General features: G+C 41.4%; 16 protein-coding genes. 7 read left to right on the plus strand and 9 right to left on the minus strand.

The genetic code is table 11. The features are described 5' to 3' along the window. Positions 1-39: 39 nt before the first annotated feature. From EV695_RS18735 to EV695_RS18770, 8 genes are all read right to left on the minus strand, one after another. The gene (locus EV695_RS18735) at positions 40-2,445 is read right to left on the minus strand and encodes an aerobic carbon-monoxide dehydrogenase large subunit (protein ID WP_131907536.1); all 2,406 of its coding nucleotides are present in this window, start codon (positions 2,443-2,445) and stop codon (positions 40-42) included. A gap of 2 nt (positions 2,446-2,447) precedes the next feature. Next, positions 2,448-2,933: a (2Fe-2S)-binding protein gene (locus tag EV695_RS18740; RefSeq protein WP_131907537.1), complete on the minus strand. Its 486-nt coding sequence runs from the start codon at positions 2,931-2,933 to the stop codon at positions 2,448-2,450. Then, complete coding sequence (locus EV695_RS18745) at positions 2,930-3,799, minus strand: FAD binding domain-containing protein (protein WP_131907538.1); 870 nt, start codon at positions 3,797-3,799, stop codon at positions 2,930-2,932. Before EV695_RS18745 ends, EV695_RS18740 begins: the two co-directional genes overlap by 4 nt. A 377-nt stretch (positions 3,800-4,176) precedes the next feature. Beyond that, positions 4,177-4,899, minus strand: coding sequence for a LytTR family DNA-binding domain-containing protein (locus EV695_RS18750; protein ID WP_131907539.1), 723 nt, complete (start codon positions 4,897-4,899; stop codon positions 4,177-4,179). A 361-nt stretch (positions 4,900-5,260) separates the two neighbouring features. Further along, a complete protein-coding gene (locus EV695_RS18755; protein ID WP_131907540.1) occupies positions 5,261-5,956 on the minus strand; it encodes a putative 2OG-Fe(II) oxygenase in 696 nt (231 codons plus the stop codon). A 332-nt stretch (positions 5,957-6,288) separates the two neighbouring features. Further along, positions 6,289-8,712 (minus strand): Tex family protein, encoded by a 2,424-nt coding sequence (locus EV695_RS18760; protein WP_243651724.1) that lies wholly within the window; start codon positions 8,710-8,712, stop codon positions 6,289-6,291. 253 nt (positions 8,713-8,965) lie between these two features. Then, a complete protein-coding gene (gene gabT / locus EV695_RS18765) occupies positions 8,966-10,264 on the minus strand; it encodes a 4-aminobutyrate--2-oxoglutarate transaminase (protein WP_131907541.1) in 1,299 nt (432 codons plus the stop codon). Positions 10,265-10,315: 51 nt separating this feature from the next. Continuing rightward, the gene (locus EV695_RS18770; RefSeq protein WP_131907542.1) at positions 10,316-11,779 is read right to left on the minus strand and encodes an NAD-dependent succinate-semialdehyde dehydrogenase; all 1,464 of its coding nucleotides are present in this window, start codon (positions 11,777-11,779) and stop codon (positions 10,316-10,318) included. Between the two features lie 184 nt (positions 11,780-11,963). Between EV695_RS18770 and EV695_RS18775 the strand changes: the two genes are divergently transcribed. After that, entirely contained in the window at positions 11,964-12,845 is an 882-nt protein-coding gene (locus EV695_RS18775; protein ID WP_131907543.1) for a LysR substrate-binding domain-containing protein, read from the plus strand. Positions 12,846-12,879: 34 nt separating this feature from the next. Here EV695_RS18775 and EV695_RS18780 read toward each other — a convergent pair whose 3' ends face one another. Continuing rightward, entirely contained in the window at positions 12,880-13,803 is a 924-nt protein-coding gene (locus EV695_RS18780) for a LysR family transcriptional regulator (protein WP_131907544.1), read from the minus strand. A gap of 363 nt (positions 13,804-14,166) precedes the next feature. Between EV695_RS18780 and EV695_RS18785 the strand changes: the two genes are divergently transcribed. The 6 genes from EV695_RS18785 to EV695_RS18810 all read left to right on the plus strand — a co-directional run bounded on the left by EV695_RS18785 (position 14,167) and on the right by EV695_RS18810 (position 20,676). Further along, a complete protein-coding gene (locus EV695_RS18785) occupies positions 14,167-15,255 on the plus strand; it encodes a polyamine ABC transporter substrate-binding protein (protein WP_131907545.1) in 1,089 nt (362 codons plus the stop codon). Positions 15,256-15,333: 78 nt separating this feature from the next. Further along, positions 15,334-16,452 (plus strand): ABC transporter ATP-binding protein, encoded by a 1,119-nt coding sequence (locus tag EV695_RS18790; RefSeq protein WP_207907154.1) that lies wholly within the window; start codon positions 15,334-15,336, stop codon positions 16,450-16,452. 9 nt (positions 16,453-16,461) lie between these two features. Continuing rightward, complete coding sequence (locus tag EV695_RS18795; RefSeq protein WP_131907547.1) at positions 16,462-17,373, plus strand: ABC transporter permease subunit; 912 nt, start codon at positions 16,462-16,464, stop codon at positions 17,371-17,373. A 2-nt stretch (positions 17,374-17,375) separates the two neighbouring features. Then, positions 17,376-18,173 (plus strand): ABC transporter permease subunit, encoded by a 798-nt coding sequence (locus tag EV695_RS18800; protein WP_131907548.1) that lies wholly within the window; start codon positions 17,376-17,378, stop codon positions 18,171-18,173. 40 nt (positions 18,174-18,213) lie between these two features. Continuing rightward, positions 18,214-19,161 carry an agmatinase gene (speB, locus tag EV695_RS18805; protein WP_131907549.1) on the plus strand — a complete coding sequence of 316 codons (948 nt, stop codon included), beginning with the start codon at positions 18,214-18,216 and terminating at the stop codon, positions 19,159-19,161. 60 nt (positions 19,162-19,221) lie between these two features. After that, positions 19,222-20,676 carry an aldehyde dehydrogenase family protein gene (locus tag EV695_RS18810; RefSeq protein WP_131907550.1) on the plus strand — a complete coding sequence of 485 codons (1,455 nt, stop codon included), beginning with the start codon at positions 19,222-19,224 and terminating at the stop codon, positions 20,674-20,676. Positions 20,677-20,695: the final 19 nt, after the last annotated feature.

The raw sequence follows: 20,695 nt of genomic DNA on the forward strand, positions 1-20,695 counted from the left end.
TTAATTTAAAACGCCTCGCCTTAGACGAGGCGTTACTTATCACTTAGCCTTATCAAGACCTAGTTCATGACATTTTTGCCATACTCTATATGCGGAATGAGGCATATTCATATGAGTTACATCTAAGTGGGCAAATGCATCAACTACTGCCGCGGTGAAGGTCGGAATACTACCCACATGAGGTGATTCAGCGACACCTTTGGCTCCTAATGGATGATGAGGCGAAGGCGTGACGGTGTAATCAGTCTCCCAATGAGGTGTCTCTACTGCGGTAGGTAGGAAGTAATCCATTAAGCTATTACCTTCAATATTACCTTCAGGATCAAAGGACAGTTCCTGACCCATCGCAACCGCGTATCCCTCTGTTAAACCACCGTGTATTTGCCCTTCGATAACCATTGGATTAATACGAGTACCACAGTCATCCAAAGCGTAGAACCGACGTACTTTTGTTACTCCCGTGTACTTATCAATATCTACAACACAAAGATAAGCACCAAATGGGTAGGTATATTCCGGTGGATCATAGTAATCAACCGCTTCTAAACCAGGTTCCATACCTTCAGGCAAGTTATTGTAAGCAGCCCAGGCGATATCTTTCATGGTCTTCTCTTGACCGGGAACGCCTTTAACTTTGAAGCGATCAACATCCCATTCGAGATCGTCATCACTGACTTCAAGTAGATGTGCGGCGATTTTTGCTGCCTTTGCCTTTATCTTTCGGGCAGCAACTGCGGTAGCTGCAGCACCTACTGGTGTAGTTCTTGAACCATAAGTACCTAAACCATAAGGAGCTGTATCTGTATCACCCTCTTCTATTTGAATTTCTTCAGAAGGAATTCCAAGTTCAGTAGCTATAATCTGAGCGTATGTGGTTTGATGCGCCTGACCTTGAGTAATGGTACCCATACGAGCCAATGCGCTGCCGGTTGGATGAACTCGAATCTCAGCACTATCAAACATGCCAACACCCAGAATGTCACAAGACTTACTAGGACCAGCCCCAACGATTTCAGTAAAGGTCACAATACCGATACCCATTAGTTCGCCATTAGCGCGTTTTTCTTCCTGCTCTTTTCTTAACTCTTTGTAGTCAACAGCATCAAGAACCTTATTTAACGCGGTGTGATAATCACCACTATCAAGATTTGCACCTAAAGCCGTTGGATATGGGAATTGTTCTGGCTTAACAAAATTCTTCAATCTTATTTCGGCTTTATCCATTCCTAATTTTTGAGCCAGCACATCCACCATTCTTTCAACCACATAGACCGCTTCTGTCACACGGAAAGAACAACGGTAGGCTACGCCACCTGGCGCTTTATTGGTGTAAACACCATCAACTCTCGCGTAAGCATTAGGAATATCATACGAGCCTGTACAAATATGGAACATGCCTGCGGGGAATTTTGAAGGATCAGCACAAGCATCAAAGGCACCATGATCGGCTAACACATTAACTCTTAGTGCTTTTATTCTTCCTTCGTTATCCGCAGCAAGCTCACCTTCCATATGCCAATCACGGGCGAAACCTGTTGTGGTTAGGTTTTCAATACGACTCTCGACCCATTTAACAGGACGACCTAAAACGATAGATGCCACCATTGCAGTAACATAACCGGGATATATCGGCACCTTATTACCAAAGCCACCACCGATATCAGGAGAAATGATCCTGACTTTACTCTCAGGAATACCTGACAGCATAGAAACTACGGTGCGAACGACATGAGGTGCCTGAGATGTTACATAAGCTGTTAGTTTGCCTTCAATTTTGTCAAAGGAAGCTAAACAGCCACAGGTTTCTAATGGGCAAGGATGAACACGATGGTAAAACATGTTTTCTTTAACGGTTACTTCAGCATCTTCAAATGCTTGATCCGTACTTTCTTTATCACCAACATCCCATGTGAAAATATGATTATCATGTAGACGTTTACTATGCGCACCGTCCATCTTACCGATGAGATCTTCACGTATAACAGGCGCATCTGAGTCCATAGATTTATGCGGATCAACTAACGCTGGCAATGGTTCATATTCAACCTTAACCAACTGCACAGCATCTGCTGCGATATAACGATCATTTGCAATGACAACTGCCACTTCCTGCATTTGAAAAACCACTTTTTCATCTGCCAATACTGCCTGAACATCTCCCGCGAGTGTCGGCATCCAATGAAGGTCAAGCGGCTTTAAATCATCTGCTGTCAGTACGGCATGAACACCTGGTAGTGCTAACGCTTCTGTTTTATCGATAGAAATAATACGTGCATGCGCATAAGGACTTCTTACAATTTCGGCACATAACATACCAGGCATTTTAATGTCGTCGACATAGTTACCTTTGCCTTGAATAAAGCGAGGGTCTTCCTTACGCTTTCGTGAGCAACCGACTCCCTGAAGTTTTTCTTCTCTTTCAATACTTTCAGCTGAAGTACTCATGTTTAGCCCTCCTCTTTTGCTTGTAATTTTTCAGCGGCATATTGAACTGACTTAACAATATTCTGGTATCCGGTACATCGGCATAAATTGCCAGACAAACCAACACGGATTTCCTCTTCTGTAGGATTAGGGTTTTCTTGAAGGAATCGATAAGATCTCATCAACATGCCCGGCGTACAAAATCCACACTGCAAACCATGCTCTTGCATAAAACCTTCTTGAACAGCGTGTAAACCATCATCGCTCGCCAAACCTTCTACGGTCATTAGCTCTGAGCCATTAGCCTGAACGGCTAAAATGGTACAAGACTTAACTGAGATTCCATCCATATCGACAGTACAAGCACCGCAGTGAGAAGTTTCGCAACCTATATGACTACCTGTTAACGATAATTTTTCTCGCAAGGTATGAATCAACAATTCACGAGGCTCAACTAATACATCGACTTGTTCGTTATTTAACGTAAATGAAACTGCTGTCTTTTTCATATTTCCCCCTTTGCTCTTTGCAATGCTATCCGAATGGCACGTCGAGTCATTTCACCGGCCATATGAGTTTTGTATTCAACATCACCTCTCAGGTCTTCAGCGGGATCACATATTGACATCGCTTTTTCAGCAGCCTCTTCGATTAAACTTTCATCAATGACTTTTCCGGCTAATAAGTTCTCAGCCTCTTCAGCTTTAAGAGCCGTCGGCCCGACATTGGTCATAACGATACTGATGCTTGAACAAGTATCCCCATCCAGAGTTAAAATCACTGCAGTAGCCGCAGTAGCAAAATCACCTGTCTTACGTTTTAGTTTGGTATAGGCATAACCCGAATTAGGTTTTGCCACAGGAACCTGAATTTCTTTAAGAATTTCATTCTCGCCAAGTTCGGTCCAATAGGTTCCTAAAAAGAAACTATTGGCAGGAACAGTGCGTTCACCATCAGGACTTTGAAGAACAAAGATCGCGTCCAATGCCATCATGATACTGGGATGATCATTACCCGGATCACCATGGGCAATATCTCCACCAATGGTGCCGCGGTTTCGTACCTGTGGGTCTGCAATTAGTTTTGCCGCCTCTGGAATCAACGGGCATTTTTGTTGCAACAACTCTGATACGATCAACTCGCTTTCAGTGGTCATTGCCCCTATGAGAATATGATCGCCTTTGTCACTAATCCCCTTTAGTGCTTCAACGCCGTTGATATCGATTAGATGTGTCGCTTCGGCAAACCGAAGTTTCATCATTGGTAATAGACTATGACCACCAGCGAGAATTTTCGCCTCGTCATTTTCCACCATCAACTTCAGCACCTCATCTATGGTAGATGGAGCAAAGTATTCAAACTGCTCTGGAATCATGGAACCTCCTTAAATTAACTTATTTTTTATCAATTATTATTTTTATAGAATTTTCAATTGCTTTCTCAATAAGCCTAGGAACAACTAGAAAACAAAACAAGGTGAGATTAATCAATGGTTAGAATAACCACTTGAATAACCGTTATAAGAAATGAATGGTTATGATTTGATGAATAAATATTATTTTTAGATGTGATTTAGGATGTAAAAAAGAAATGAAAGTGTCATTTTTTTAATGTGAATACATTAAATTTCATGAGAAAAGACGAGTGAAATTATCTTGTAGGAGTGACGAAAAAAAGACTAACAAAAAGATTAAGTTAGTATTAATTACACACAATATAATCAATACTATTAAAGGCAGTTAAGTACCTGAATTATTTTAGGCCAAGTAATTCTTTTATCATTTGTACATTACCTCGACTTACGGGTATCTCTGTTTCGTCATTATCGTCTAATAAAATCATGCACTGATCATTCACTTTTTTGAAGGCTTTGGCATAACGAATATTTACGATAAAGCTGCGATGAATACGAATGAAACAGTCGGTATCAAGCCGCCCTTCTAAATCAGCAAGCGACAAATTACACAAGTAGCTATTATCTATACTTGAAACATCGGTGTAATGACCATCTGCCTTTAAATAAACCACTTGATCCAAATCTATTAAGGTGACTTGTTTGTTCGAATAAATAGGTAGTTTAAACAATAAGCGAAGCTCAGCATTGGCCCCTTTATTATCATTTATGGGTAACGTTGTAATATCTGTAAGATCATAAAAAACCATACAGGTAGCCGTATAATCACCAGCACCAGTCATTTTGCTAACTTTAATCAGTAACACCTTATCTGGGATGTTAATCATCATCGTCATAGGAGGAGGAGACTCAACTGGACAGCGAGAAGACTCTAGCAACCAAGACACCTTATCTCGGCTCTTTTCCGGGTGAAATTGGAGAATCTGTTTACCAAGAACATCATCACCTTCGATATCTAAAATTTCAGTCGCAATGTCATTCATTGCAAGAACCTTGTTTTTCCCATCTAACCAAATAATGCCAGGCTCAAACTTTTGTAATTTGTGTTGAAACGTCTCCATCCTATTTCCTATATATATTTTTCGATGACACAAATAATTAATTTTGAAGTCATTCAATACCTGATAATTAAAATACCCAGACAAATAACAACGACGAATATTTCTTCACGCTAGTTTGAGCATAAGACAAAACAAGCCATCTCCTATTTCATTGATCGAAAATAGCAAAAAAAAATAGATCTATCGATTTAAATTATGCTTTCATTAAAATAATGAGAGAGAGATACCTTTTAATATCAAACATATAAAACAATCAACTTAGATATTAAGGTCAATACGCCGCAATATTTTTAGCGCAATGTTTAGAATTGTAGTCTATCCAACACTTGGAAGAAGGATAGACCTAATATAAGAAAAACGCTCAAGTAAAACTATAATCATACAATTCATCACCTTGCTCACCATGAATCTGGGCATTGAATGAAATAATAATACGATCTTTTTCGCCGATATAAGGCAGAGCGGTATGCTTGAGATGAGAAGGAAAAATACACAGCACTCCCTCCTCAGGTTTTGAATCAAAACTAGTGGATTGCATATAATGATTCCCTGAGTCCATATAGCCACCACCAATCAAATCCATGTGATGACCGTAAAAACGAGTGACACCATTCAATTCACCCAATTCTTTATTTTTCATGCGTGTTTCATCATCGTCCACTTGCACATAATAAACACCTGACCAGCTGCAATTACCATGATTATGAGTTTCATGAAATCCGTAACCATTCTGTATTTGAAACCAGGCTCCTACGACATTCATATTCATCTTTTTGGAAACGCAATGCTTCCACACATCCCCATTCAAAGTGCTCGCTACTTGAAAGACAGATTCTGATATAAAAGAAAATAATTGATTCAATGCATCATTGTTGTAACGCATCAATAAATCGTCAGAACTCGCGTAAACAGGTGTACTCTGTTGATTATCTTCACGCATGTGCTGATAAAATAATTCGGCTAATTTGGAGTTGATAAGCTCATGCTGTTTAAACTTTTTACGAAGCATTGGTGTTGGCCATAACAGCTGTATATCTGCGTTTTCATCATGCTTCATTCAATTTCCTCTCATATTTATACAAATCACTTATCACTCTAGCACAACACTAAACAGGAAATAGCAGGAAGATATTATCTAAATCGCTTTTTTGTTCACATTTAAAAAACTGAGAACTTTCACTAAAAGTTGGCAAAACACGCCATAACGCAGCCAGATATACCTATCTTTAATTATTTAAATGGCACCCCCCTACTTTCGGGCACTTTTTTTAAATAAGCTAAATAAAATATTTGCCGTTGTAAATGACATACTAGATGAGAAAGCTCTACATCGACGATCCCTTCTGAATCATCGATGTAGATTATTGGCACTTCGAGAATCTACGAAAGTTACTTTTTAAAGTTCCCACCTTTCAAAGCCGCACTTAGCTGATCTGCCATAGCATTATTTGGGGTTTGCGCTTGTTTTGAGCCACGCTGATTTTGACCAGACTTTTGATTAGCATTTTTATTTGCGCCTGGTTTTTGGTTGCTCGGCTTACGCGCATTTTGTGGTTTCTTATCTCCAGCATTGTGACCTGACTCTTGCTTGTCTTTAGCGCTGTCAGTGAGTCGCATGGTTAAGGCGATACGTTTGCGTTGAAGGTCAATTTCTTGCACTTTTACTTTAACGATCTGCCCTGCTTTAACGACTTTGTGCGGATCATCGACAAACTTATCTGCCAGACATGAGATGTGCACCAGTCCGTCTTGATGGACACCGACATCGACAAATGCGCCGAAGTTAGTCACATTGGTTACGGTGCCTTCCAAAATCATGTCTTCTTTTAGGTCGCTGATTTTTTCGATGCCGTCTTTCAAGCTTGCTGTTTTGAACTCTGGTCGTGGATCACGCCCTGGTTTATCAAGCTCTGCAATGATGTCTGTGACGGTTGGCAAACCGAATTTCTCGGTTACATAGTCAGCTGGGTTTAGTGATTTCAACAGTTGAGTATCGCCGATAATATCGTTGATTTTTTTGCCTGTTTTTGTGGCGATTGCTTTTACCACAGAATAGGCTTCAGGATGAACACCAGAGGCATCTAATGGGTTTTCACTACCCGAAATGATGCGCAAAAATCCTGCTGATTGCTCAAACGATTTAGCACCCATACGAGGCACTTCTTTTAGCATTTTTCGGCTGGTAAAGCTGCCATGCTCATTTCTAAAATCGACAATATTATTCGCCAGAGTTTCATTTAGGCCAGACACTTGCTTCAGCAACGGCATAGATGCAGTATTCAGGTCAACACCGACATCATTTACACAATCTTCTATGACGGCTTCTAATGAGTCTGTGAGCTGGTATTGATTCACATCGTGCTGATATTGTCCGACCCCGATTGATTTTGGCTCGATCTTAACTAACTCCGCCAATGGGTCTTGCAGACGTCTGGCGATCGATACTGCGCCACGAATGGTTACGTCCAAATCCGGGAATTCTTTGGCGGCAAACTCAGACGCAGAATATACCGAAGCACCTGCTTCATTGACCATCACTTTGGTGAGTCGTAGATCAGGGTATTGCTTGATGATATCGCCCGCTAACTTATCGGTTTCACGTGAGGCGGTGCCATTACCTACTGCAATCAATTCTGCTTTATACTTTTTAGCTAATGCGCCAATGGTCGCGATTGACTCATTCCATTGGTTTTTAGGTGCGTGTGGGTAGATGGTACCTTGGTCCAGGTATTGACCGGTTGAATCGACCACCGCTACTTTTACGCCGGTACGAAGACCAGGGTCTAAGCCGATAGTTGCTTTCTGACCAGCAGGAGCAGCGAGTAGTAAGTCTTTCAAGTTTAAAGAGAAAACACGAATTGCTTCGGTTTCAGCCTGTTCGCGCAGTTGACTCATCAAATCGCCACTGATGTGCATGTGCATTTTGATTTTCCACGTCCAGCTTACCACTTGTAATAACCATGCATCGGCAGGACGACCATTATCTGCAATATTCCAGTGACCTGCGATCATTCTTTCGCAAGGGTGATCCATCGGTTTGGTAAAACCAAATTCGCCCGGTGCTTCAACGTCTAGTGTGACAAAAAGAATGCCTTCGTTTCTGCCTCTAAAAATAGCGAGTGCGCGGTGCGAAGGTACTTTTTTGAAGGGCTCCTGGTAATCAAAATAATCTTTAAACTTGATGCCTTCTTGCTCTTTTCCTTTGGCGACTTTGGCAATCACCAAGGCATTGTTTTCCATGTACTCACGCGTTCTGGCAAGTAAGGCAGCATCTTCACTGAAGCGATCCATTAAGATATAACGCGCCCCTTCTAAAGCAGCTTTTACGTCAGCAACTGGATTTTCTTCGCTACTTGAGAGGTATTTTTCAGCTTCAACTTCTGGGTCAAGGTTTGGGTTTTCATAAAGCGCATCAGCCAGCGGCAACAAGCCTGACTCTATAGCTATTGTGGCCTTGGTACGACGCTTAGGCTTGTAAGGTAAATACAAATCTTCCAGAGTAGTTTTAGTATCAGCTGCTTGTATCGAGAGTGTTAACGCATCTGTGAGCTTACCTTGATCGTCAATACTTTTAAGAATAGTTTCCCGACGTTGCTCCAACTCTCGCAGATACTTTAAACGCTCTTCTAATTGACGCAGTTGGGTGTCATCCAACGCACCTGTGACTTCTTTTCGATAACGAGAAATAAACGGAACGGTTGCGCCATCATCAAGCAGCTCGATAGCGGCTTGTACCTGGCTTTCTTTCGTTGGTTTTACCGTAGAAAGTTCTTTGGCAATAGTGGAGATGATACGTGGCAGAGTAGTAGACATAGAGTTTTATTTTAATGAATGAAAATAGACAAAAATTGTGCGTATTATAATTAAGAATATAACTGGAATTATAGTAATTTGGGGAGAGTAACATAAAAAACCCACCCCCCCACTTTAAGGCGTTTTTTTATGCGTAAACTTAGCAACAAAACAGACACAAAAAAGCCCGAATCTAAGTCGGGCTTTTTTGTGTGCTTAATTTAGGTATCTTATTTAAACACCTTGTTTAAACATCTTATAAAAAACAATAAAACTAAGCCGCTTGATGCATTGCAACCAATTCTTCAAAACACTCAGCAATGATTCCCAAGCCTTCCTCAATGATTTCATCTGAGATTGTTAATGGCGGTAAGAAACGAATAACGTTACCGTACAATCCACAAGAAAGTAACACCAAGCCTCTTTCCATTGCAGCACCAACAAGCGCTTTACATAAGTCAGCATCTGGCTCGTCAGCATTTCCGTTTTGCACAAGCTCAATCGCGATCATTGCGCCCCTGTTACGTACATCTCCGATTCTATCTGGATACTGTTGCTGAAGGTTTTTCATGTTCTCGATGAATTGATCACCTATTTGATTCGCACGTTGTACAAGGTTTTCTTCTTTCATCACCTCAATAACTGCTAGGGCTGCGGCACAACCGACTGGTGAACCACCATAAGTACCACCAAGACCGCCTGGTAACGGTGCATCCATGATTTCTGCTTTACCAACAACTGCTGCTAATGGAAAACCACCCGCAATACCTTTTGCTGTGGTCATAAGGTCTGGCTCAACATCCGAGTATTCACTGCAGAAGAATTTACCTGTACGACCAAAACCTGTTTGGATTTCATCAGCAATCATAACGATGCCATGCTTGTCGCATAGTGCTCTTATGGCTTGCATAAATTCTGGAGGAGCAACATAAAATCCGCCTTCACCCTGAATTGGCTCTACGATAATTGCCGCGACATCTGATGCTTCGATCTCAACTTTAAACAGTAATTCAAGTGCCTTTAATGAGTCTTCTACTGATATACCGTGATACTCATTTGGGAACGGAGCATGATAAATCTCGGCAGGAAACGGACCAAATTTACTTTTGTAAGGGGCTACTTTACCCGTCAATGCCATGGTCATATTGGTTCTGCCATGGAAGCCACCGTTAAATGCGATAAGTCCACGACGTCCCGTGTGCGCACGCGCAATCTTCACACAATTTTCTACCGCTTCTGCACCTGTTGTCACAAAGATTGTTTTCTTAGGAGTATTGCCAGGCGCTAATTCGTTTAATTGTTCAGCCAGTTGGACTGCCGAATCATACGGTGTAACCATCACACAAGTGTGGCTGAATTTTTCAATTTGTTCGATAGCTGCCGCTTTAACTTTAGGGTTTGAATGTCCCGTATTGGTTACTGCAATACCAGAACCAAAATCAATATAGCGATTGCCTTCTACATCCCATAATTCAGCATTCTCTGCTCGCTCTATGTATACAGGTGCAAGGTTACCTTGTCCTCTTGCCATCGCTTTTTCTTTACGCGCTTGCCATTCACTATTTGTAGTCATAATTTTTCTCACTCTTTAAGATGCTCAATGCTAATTGTTAACCAGTTTTGTTTAAGCTAAACCGCCCATACAGATGTACTTAATTTCCAGATAATCATCAAGTCCGTATTTCGAACCTTCTCGACCATTGCCAGATTCTTTAACACCGCCAAATGGTGCCATTTCATTAGAGATAATACCTTCGTTTACGCCAACCATGCCATATTCCAAAGCTTCTGACACACGCCAGATGCGACCTAGGTTTTGTGTATAGAAGTAACAGGCAAGACCAAACTCAGTGTCATTTGCCATCGCAACCGCTTCGTCTTCGGTAGAGAATTTGAAGATCGGAGCAACAGGACCAAATATTTCTTCCCTGAATACGCGCATATCTTCAGAGACATCCGTCAATATAGCAGGTTGGTAAAAACAATCTTCAGGAGCTGTTTCAATATCACTGCCAGCCACTAGATTTGCGCCTTTTTCCACAGCATCTTTTACCAGGCTGTGGACATTATCGATAGCTGTTTTGGTGATTAATGGACCGATAGATACACCCTCTTTCAAACCGTCACCCACAGATAATGTTTCAACCGCTTTCGCTAATGCTGCAACAAACTGATCGTAAACGCCTTCCTGGACAAGAATACGATTCGCACATACACAGGTCTGCCCTGCATTACGGTATTTAGAAACGATAGCGCCTTGAACAGCCTGATCGATATCGGCGTCATCAAATACAATAAACGGTGCATTACCGCCAAGTTCCATAGTGGTCTTTTTCACGGTACTCGCGCATTGCTGAATAAGTAGTTTTCCTACTGCTGTTGAACCAGTAAATGTTAATTTACGAATAATTGGGCTCTGTGTCAGTGCTTTTCCTATCTCGATGGTTTTTCCGCAAAGGATATTGATAACACCTGCCGGAATGCCTGCTCTTTCAGCAAGCACAGCTAACGCTAAGGCAGAAAGTGGCGTTTCATTCGCAGGTTTACAAACAACGCTACAACCAGCTGCCAGTGCAGGTGCAATCTTTCTCGCTAACATCGCATTAGGAAAATTCCACGGTGTAATACAGGCAACCACACCTATGGGCTGTTTGATACAAACAATGCGTTTGTCGCCTGCTGGCGCAGGAATAGTATCGCCGTAAACACGCTTTGCTTCCTCGGCAAACCATTCAATATAATTAGCGCCATAAGCTATTTCACCACGTGCTTCTGCGATCGGTTTCCCTTGCTCTACGGTTAAAATCTGAGCCAGATCTTCCTGATTCTCCATCACTAGCTCAAACCATTTGCGTAAGATATTTGCTCTCTCTTTTGCTGGCTTTTGTTTCCAGCTTTGCATGGCTTCTTCTGCAAACTCTATCGCGCGATTGGTTTCCGTTTCACCACAACTAGCTACTTCAGCAATCATCTCGCCTGTAGAGGGATTTGTAATTTGAATCGTTTCATTATCATCAGATTCAACCCATTGACCATTAATATAGGCTTGGGTTTTTAACAATGACGGGTCTTGTAATTGTATCGACATATCTTTTCCTTTCCGTAACACACAATAAATTGAATAACTGATGACAAATGTGCAGTGAACCAATTCAATAAAGTTAGGACTGGCGCATCTGCACTTGACAAATCGAGTATAGTGATCAATATTTTTAGTAGCAAACGAGTTATTTTAACTTTTTCCTACTAATATTTCTCATAAGGAGAACCCCTTGTTAGATAAACGAACAATGCCACTTTCGGCGCTCAGAGCTTTCGAAAGTACAGGCCACCGCTTACACATGGGGCAGGCAGGTGAAGACCTTGGCGTTACTCAAGGAGCCATCAGCCATCATATTCGTGCATTAGAAAAAGAGTTAGGTGTAAAGCTATTCACGCGTTCGAATAATCGCCTACAGTTGACTGACTCAGGAGAACGATTACTCAAAGCTGTCACAGAAGGGTTTGATCGTATTCTGGATGGTGCGCAACATCTGGATTCTGATAGTTTATCTGGAAGACTTGTCATAGGATGCACTCAAACCGCAGGAGCTAACTGGGCTGCACCCATAATCAGCGAATTTCATCAAAGCTACCCACTGATTGATATTCATACGGTTGAGATAAAGCCACAGCAAAAAGAAATCCCCAGAGAAATCGATATTGCAATTTGTTATGGCAAACCTATCGAAGACAATCGTCTGGTGGAAGAACTAACCTCTCTCGATATTTTTCCCGTGTGCAGCCCTCGACTGGTGCACAAAAAAAACACCGTTAGTAAACCGAAACATTTAACGAACTTCCCTTTACTTCATGAAGGTTTACAAAACTGGTCTCGCTGGTTTTCCAGCATGAATATTACGCCACCAGAAAACACTAAAAACATACATTTTTTTAACACCAATCTTACACTCAGTGCAGCCCGAGACGGATATGGCATTGCGCTTTGCAATCGTCTGGAAGTTCAACAAGATTTACTCGAAGGACGACTCATACAGCTACTGGATAAAACCATCCCCGAACTCGATAGCTACTATTTATTATCAGATAAACCCGAAAAACGGTCGTTGCGCGCCAAGCTTTTTGAAGAATGGATTAAGAATATATTTAATTAGTTAACTGGCTCAGCTTGCCTTGCAAAGACACCGACTAGTGCTCAGTGTTATTTTTTATATTTTCTTGCACTTTCTTAACTACCGAGGTGAAACTTTTAATGATTGCATTATTTTTACGTTTATCATGTGTGATCAGTGAGAATTGAAGGTAATGTGAAAAGATATCTTCTCTTAATATCTTTAATGTCCCTTCATCAACCCAGCGCTGGATATAATGCTTAGGTAAAGTACCTAAATGCTTCCCTGCAAAGATAAGGTGTAAACTGGCTTCTATGTTGTAAGTGTAAGAGGTTGTGAATGGGTGCATTGCTTGAGGAATATTTTTAGGCAGCCTGTAATAATCAGATACCCAGTGGGATTGAGTTAGATCATGATACTCCATCTGCTTATCATCTAAATTAAACAGGGGGTGATACTTGCTGCAGCAAATCACTTCTTGCTCATCGAATAGCTTCACATATTGAAGCTCGGAAAGACTCTGCTCACGGATTCCAATTCCGATATCAAACCTCCGATCTAGTACTGATTGCTCAAGATCTTCAGGAGAACTAATCTTGACGGTTACTTTGACATTTGGGTAGCGCTCCTGAAACAGCCGCAAAATTGTTGCAACATCAAGATGCTTGTTTGTGATCGAATTATCTACAATACCTAGCGTCAACTCCCCAACCAGTGATCCGCTGAGGTTACCAATGTGTTGATTAAAACGCTGCATTTGCTCGAATATCTTAGTGGCTTCAACCTGAACATGCTCCCCCTCTGGGGTCATTGAGAACCCACTCCTGCCTCGGTTGCATAGTTTCATTCCCAGGCGGCTTTCAAGTTGCAACAATTGTGTACTAATGGTCGAAGGAGCAACGCCTAATCTTTGAGAAGCGAGCGCAACACCCTTGCATTCTGTGACGGTGATAAATATACGTAATAGATTAATTTCTGATGGATGTAACCGTGTAAACATATAACCCGCTTAGTCTTTAGTTAACTAACTGTAATTATAGATACTCAAATATTTTAACAAAAAAAGTCTATACCAACGTTGGCATTATACATCGATAATTTTCGATGTATACCAACCTAATTTTCTAATTTAAAGATCATAAATCTTTATCTATGCTTCTGTACATGTTTAGTAAAGTATTAGTTTTATAGACGAGTCACTTTTTAAAACTGATGTATTTTGTCATTAATAGAGAACGTTTGAATAATTTTCTATGCTGTATATTTTAAACACCGTTAAAAAATACAAAATAAATATCATGAACTAGGCTTTGAGGACACTTTTAACCTCTCTAAATCACATCAATCTCAGGAGATTTATTAAATGAAACACTGGAATAAAATCACAACAGCAATAGCATTAACGTCATGTATGGTTTTTCCTGCATTTGCCTCAGAGCTCAAGGTATTTAACTGGGCTGAATATATGGGTGAAGATACGCTTGCTAATTTCACTAAAGAAACAGGCATAGAAGTCGTTTACGACACTTACGATTCTCTTGAATCTATGGAAACCAAAATACTAACGGGAGGTGCAGGCTACGATGTGGTTTTTGCCGCTGGACCAGTTGTAGAAAGATTTGTTGGGGCTAAATTACTCCAGAAATTAGATCAGGAGTCACTAACGAACAAGGGAAACCTTGACGCTTCGTTAATGAAAGTACTTGCAGGTCATGACCCAGACAATGCTCATGCTATTCCTTATATGTGGGGAACAGTAGGTATTGCTTACAACAAAGCTTTAATCGAAAAGCGAATGAAAGATGCTCCCTTGAATAGCCTGGATATTATTTTCAAACCAGAAATCTCAGCTAAATTTGCAGACTGCGGTATCGCTATTCTTGATTCCCCTGGTGAAGTTTTAAACGTAGCTTTGAACTACTTGGGACTTGATCCAACCTCTTCTAAAAAAGGAGATATCAAGAAAGCTCAAGAGCTCGTGACCTCGATTCGTCCCAATATCCGTTACTTCAACTCAGTTAAGCCTATTGACGATCTTGCTACAGGTGAGATCTGTATGGCTCTGATGTATAGCGGAGATGCAGGTATCGCCGCTGATGCCGCAAGCAATGGTGGAAAAGGTATAGAGATTAGTTACAGCATCCCTAAAGAAGGAACAATGATGTGGTTTGATTCCATGGTGATTCCTACAGACGCTGTTAACACTAAGGAAGCACACCAATTTATTGATTACATGATGCGCCCTAAGGTCATTGCAGAGATCTCAAATGGCATCTTTTATGCAAACGCCAACACTGCGTCTCTAGAATTTGTAGACAAAGACATAACCTCTGACCCTAATATTTTCCCTCCTGAAGACGTCCGTGCAAAATTATTTCCTGATGTGGCTTTAGCTAAAAAATCTACTCGTCTTCGTACTCGAGCGTGGACAAAAGTTAAAACAGGAAGATAATTTGCAGCTTTATTTTTAGAGTCCAAAACATTCAGTTTAGGACTCTAAACACCAAGAATAGATAGAGGAAATACCGTTTTGAAAACGCCACAAAGTTATCAAGAAGATTTTATATCAATCAACAACGTAACCAAGAAATATGGTGATTACACTGCAGTTGATTCCGTTTCACTTGAGATTGGCAAGGGAGAAATCTTTTGCTTACTAGGTGGGTCGGGAAGCGGCAAATCAACACTACTACGTATGATTGCTGGATTTGAAGAAATCACTTCTGGAGATATATTAATAGACAGTGACAGTGTAAATGGGGTGCCACCAAATCACTTACCCGTGAACATGATGTTCCAATCTTATGCTTTGTTTCCACACTTAACTATTGAAGCCAATGTTGCGTATGGCCTTAAACGTGAAGGCACTGCTAAACAGGAAATCAAAACACGTGTCGCAGAGATGCTAAGTTTGGTGAAATTATCAGAATTTGCTAAGCGTAAGCCCGATCAACTATCAGGTGGCCAACGTCAACGTGTAGCGCTTGCACGTGCATTAGTTAAACGCCCAAAAGTACTTTTGTTAGACGAACCCCTCGGTGCTTTAGATAAGAACCTTCGCGAAGAAACTCAATTTGAATTAATGAAAATTCAAAAAGAACTAGGTATCACTTTTATTGTTGTAACCCATGACCAGGAAGAAGCGATGACCCTCGGAGATCGTATTGGTGTTATGGATAGAGGTCGAATTATACAAGTTGGTCCTCCTAGAGAATTATACGAACAACCTAATGATCTTTTCATTGCTAACTTTCTAGGTGTTCTCAATCATTTCAAAGGACGTATCGTTTCAACTTCTGATGACGGTCTTTGCGACATAAAACTCAAAGATATCGATATGCATGTCAAAGTGAGTACTGAACTACCTTTCGAAGACGACCAGCCTGTGGTTGTTACCGTACGACCTGAGAAGATGGAAATATTCTCCGATCCACAAGGTAAACCAGGAATGCAAAACCCTTTTATTGGCGTTGTGACTAGCATTGCTTATATGGGACATCTAACGGTGTATGTGGTCAAACTAGAAGCAGGTATCGAAGTAACCATAACGGAATCCAATACGCACCTCTCGGCCAAAGCAGACATCTCAGAGAATGATACCGTGCGCGTAGAATGGCCTGCTCGTTCAAGCAATATATTCACTCGCTAGGAGTAACCCATGAAACGATTTTTATCTCTATTTAGTAAAGATAGTTTAGGTAAGAAAACCATTATCGGTATTCCATATATCTGGTTCCTGATTTTCTTCCTGCTCCCTCTTTTCTATGTCCTTAAAATTAGTTTTTCAGAATCTATTATTGCCAGTCCTCCTATCGCTCCATTGTTTGAATATGACGGCGATGAACAGACTCTGATTTCTACTTTAAGGCTCTCTAACTATGGTTACCTTATTGAAGATAATTTATATCTACTTGCGTACCTTAGTTCCATAAAAATCGCCTTCTTTTCAACATTGATAACTTTGCTCATTGGCTACCCAATGGCGCTCGCAATTACTCGAGCTAACAAGCGCTTACAGCTAGCATTATTACTGTTAGTAATGCTTCCTTTTTTCACCAGCTTATTGATTAGAGTGTATGCCTGGATTGGTATTCTCAGAACGGATGGAACAATTAACACGATACTTATGTTCATTGGTGTGATTGATGAACCCATTGTATTGCTTCAAACCGAGTTCGCGATGTATTTAGGTATTGTTTATGCATACCTACCTTTCATGATACTGCCACTTTATGCTGCTTTAGAAAAACAAGATAAAAGCTTGCTAGAAGCCGCAAGAGACTTGGGTGCAAGCCCTGCAATAGCGTTTTTAACGGTTACTTTACCAGCCTCAGTTTCAGGGATTGTAGCAGGGTGCATGTTGGTATTTATCCCCGCTGTGGGTGAGTTCGTGATCCCCTCGTTACTCGGAGGCGAATCGACATTAATGATCGGACGTGTGCTTTGGGATGAATTCTTTGCCAACCGTGATTGGCCTGTTGCTAGTGCTGTTGCCATTGTAATGCTAGCGATACTGATCATACCCATCATGTTATTCCAAAACCAGCAAGCTAAGTCCTCAGGAGAATAATCATGTCTAGATTTCTAAAAATATCATTATTCGCTGGATTTAGTTTTCTCTATATCCCGATATTCATTTTAATTTTTTACAGCTTCAATGCATCAAAGCGAGGCGCTGTCTGGGGTGGTTTTTCAACAGAATGGTATGGAAAATTATTACAAGATCAACAGATATTAGATGCTGCCTGGATCAGTTTTAAAGTCGCTTTTCTCAGCGCTTCAGGAGCCGTAATTATTGGCACCCTAGCAGCTGTTGTATTAGTCAGAATGGGAAAATTTAGAGGACGATCAATGTTTTCCGGCTTAGTTTCAGCGCCGCTTGTTATGCCTGAAGTCATTACCGGTATCTCGTTGTTACTACTTTTCATCTCCTTTAAGGAGTTCTTAGGATGGCCGCAACAAAGAGGGATAGCTACTATCGTTATTGCTCATACTACCTTCACTGCGGCATTTGTTGTTCTAGTCGTGCAGTCTCGTTTATACGCTCTCGATAAAAGCCTAGAAGAAGCTTCTGCAGATTTAGGAGCAACGCCTTTTGAAACTTTTTTCTATGTGACTGTGCCAATAATTGCACCCTCATTGGCCGCGGGTTGGATGCTCGCCTTTATCCTATCGTTCGATGATTTGGTTATTGCTAGCTTCACTTCAGGACCGGGATCAACAACCTTGCCTATGCTTATTTACTCGAAAGTTAAAATTGCTGTATCGCCCGATGTAAATGCACTAGCAACAATCATTGTTGTATCTATCTCGCTTGTCATTGCAGCGCTGGCCATATTCGCTTTCAAAAACCAGAAACAAGAACATTAATCTCCAACAATAAAACACTAATTTTTAGCAGGAAATAATTATGAAATACAACCAACCTTTAGGTGGCAATGACATGCCACGTTTTGCAGGACCAGGCACAATGATGCGCCTACCTTCTCAAGATTCCGCAAAAGGGCTTGATGCTTGTTTCATAGGGGTTCCGTTAGATATTGGCGCTTCAAATAGAGCAGGCGCAAGGTTTGGTCCTAAAGGGATTCGTGCAGAATCATCGATGATCAGGCCTTACAGCATGAGGCTAGGCTACTCCCCTTTTGATTCATTACAGGTTGCTGATATTGGCGACGTGCCAATCAATACATTCAATCTACTAAAGTCCGTAGATATTATCGAAAAGTTCTATGATGAGGTTGCGTCTCATGACACCGCACCATTAACAATGGGAGGTGATCACACGATTGTACTTCCAATCCTTCGTGCCTTAAGCAAGAAACACGGCCCAATTGGTGTGGTGCATGTTGATGCGCATGCCGATATTAATGACACCATGTTTGGTGAAAAAATTGCACACGGCACTCCCTTCCGCCGCATGATGGAGGAAGGCATTCTTGATGCTAAACGCGTTGTACAAATAGGTTTACGAACAACAGGTTATTCCGCTGATGATTTCGATTGGTCTCGAGATCAGGGTTTTAGAGTAGTGCAAGCTGAAGATTGTTGGCATAAATCTTTAGAGCCTTTAATGGCAGAAGTACGTGATCAGATGGGCGATGGCCCTGTGTATATTTCATTCGACATAGATGGTCTTGATCCTACATTTGCACCCGGCACAGGCACTATGGAACCCGGCGGACTGACGTCGATTCAAGCCTTTGAAATCATTCGAGGATGCCATGGTATGAATATTATTGGAGGAGACCTCGTTGAAGTCGCTCCAGCTTATGATAATTCAGGCATTACTGCGATGCTTGGCGCAAACCTACTCTATGAAATGCTTTGCGCTTTGCCAGGAGCAAGTGGCAAAAAATAGTATGTAGATGTTTTAAAACATCATACCTAAAAATTGATACAGCAAATAAATGGTACCGTAATGAATTTAGACGCATTAACCCAGCGCGAGCAGCCTTTATTTTATTCAGGAGAATGGCATTCAGCCTCTTCTGATAAAACAATAAATGTGATTGACCCATCGACAGCAGAAATTTTCTCGACATTGAATTCTGCCAGTGCTGAAGATGTATCCAGCGCTGTAGAATCTGCAACCACCGCATGGAAAAGCTGGAGAGATCTGGGTGGAAAACAACGCGCTTTCTATCTAAATAAATTCGCAGAAGGATTAACAAGTCGTAAGGATGAGTTAATGCAACTGCAGATGAAAAATAACGGAAAACCAGCGTTTGAAGCAGAAATCGACGTAGAAGATGCAATAAGCTGTTTTAAATATTACGCCACATTGGCTGAAAATCTGGATCAACAGCAAAATACCGCTGTTGAGTTACCTGATAATGACTTCTCTGCAAAGACCCGACTAGAACCAGTCGGCCCTGTGGGGTTGATCGTTCCCTGGAATTTCCCCCTTGTTACCAGTGCCTGGAAGATAGCCCCCGCTTTAGCGGCGGGTTGTACAGTGGTGATGAAAAATTCAGAAGTCACACCATTAATCGAATTGGTGTATGGCGATATCGCTATTGAAGCCAATCTCCCAGCTGGGGTATTAAACCTGGTTGTCGGTGCAGCTGAGACAGGAATTGCTCTAGTTAAAGATCAACGTTTACAAAAAATATCATTTACAGGCTCCAATCATGTAGGCGCAATGATCATGTCTGATGTGTCCACTCGCACTTTACCCATCTCCTTAGAACTTGGCGGAAAATCACCCATAGTTATCCTCAAAGACGCCGATATAGATTTGGCTGTTGAGGTTGTATGCGCTGGAATTTTCTTCAACTGCGGCCAAATGTGCTCTGCAACTTCGCGCCTTATTGTGCATAAAAGTATTGCCGAGCAAGTCATCAACGGCGTCGTTGAGAAATCAAAGGAGATGAATATCGGCTCCCCTAATGAAGCAGATATAGAAATGGGGCCTCTAACAAGCGAAGCCCAACTTAAACAGGTACAAAAATACTTTCAGATGGCTAAAGACGATCAAATCGAATGCCTAGTGGGCGGCGATACTAAACAACAAAAAGGGTATTTCGTCGAACCTACCGTTTACAAAGATGTTCCTCAAGATCACCCTATTTGGCGCGAAGAGATATTTGGCCCGGTGTTAGCTACACGAACTTTCACCACTGAAGAAGAAGCCATCGCACTGAGCAATGACACTCACTACGGATTAGTCGCCACCATTGTCAGTAAAGATGCCGAGAAAGCTGAATATTTTGCTTCTCAAATAGAGGCTGGGCATATCTGGATTAACGCACCTCAAGTCATCTATCCACAAACCACCTGGGGTGGCTTCAAACAAAGTGGCATCGGAAGAGAATTAGGCCCATGGGGGCTGAATGCCTACTTAGGCGTTAAAAATATTACGATCGCCAACTGATAAAACACCAACCTAAAAG

It is taken from the genome of Cocleimonas flava (genome assembly GCF_004339015.1).
Lineage (GTDB): Bacteria > Pseudomonadota > Gammaproteobacteria > Thiotrichales > Thiotrichaceae > Cocleimonas > Cocleimonas flava.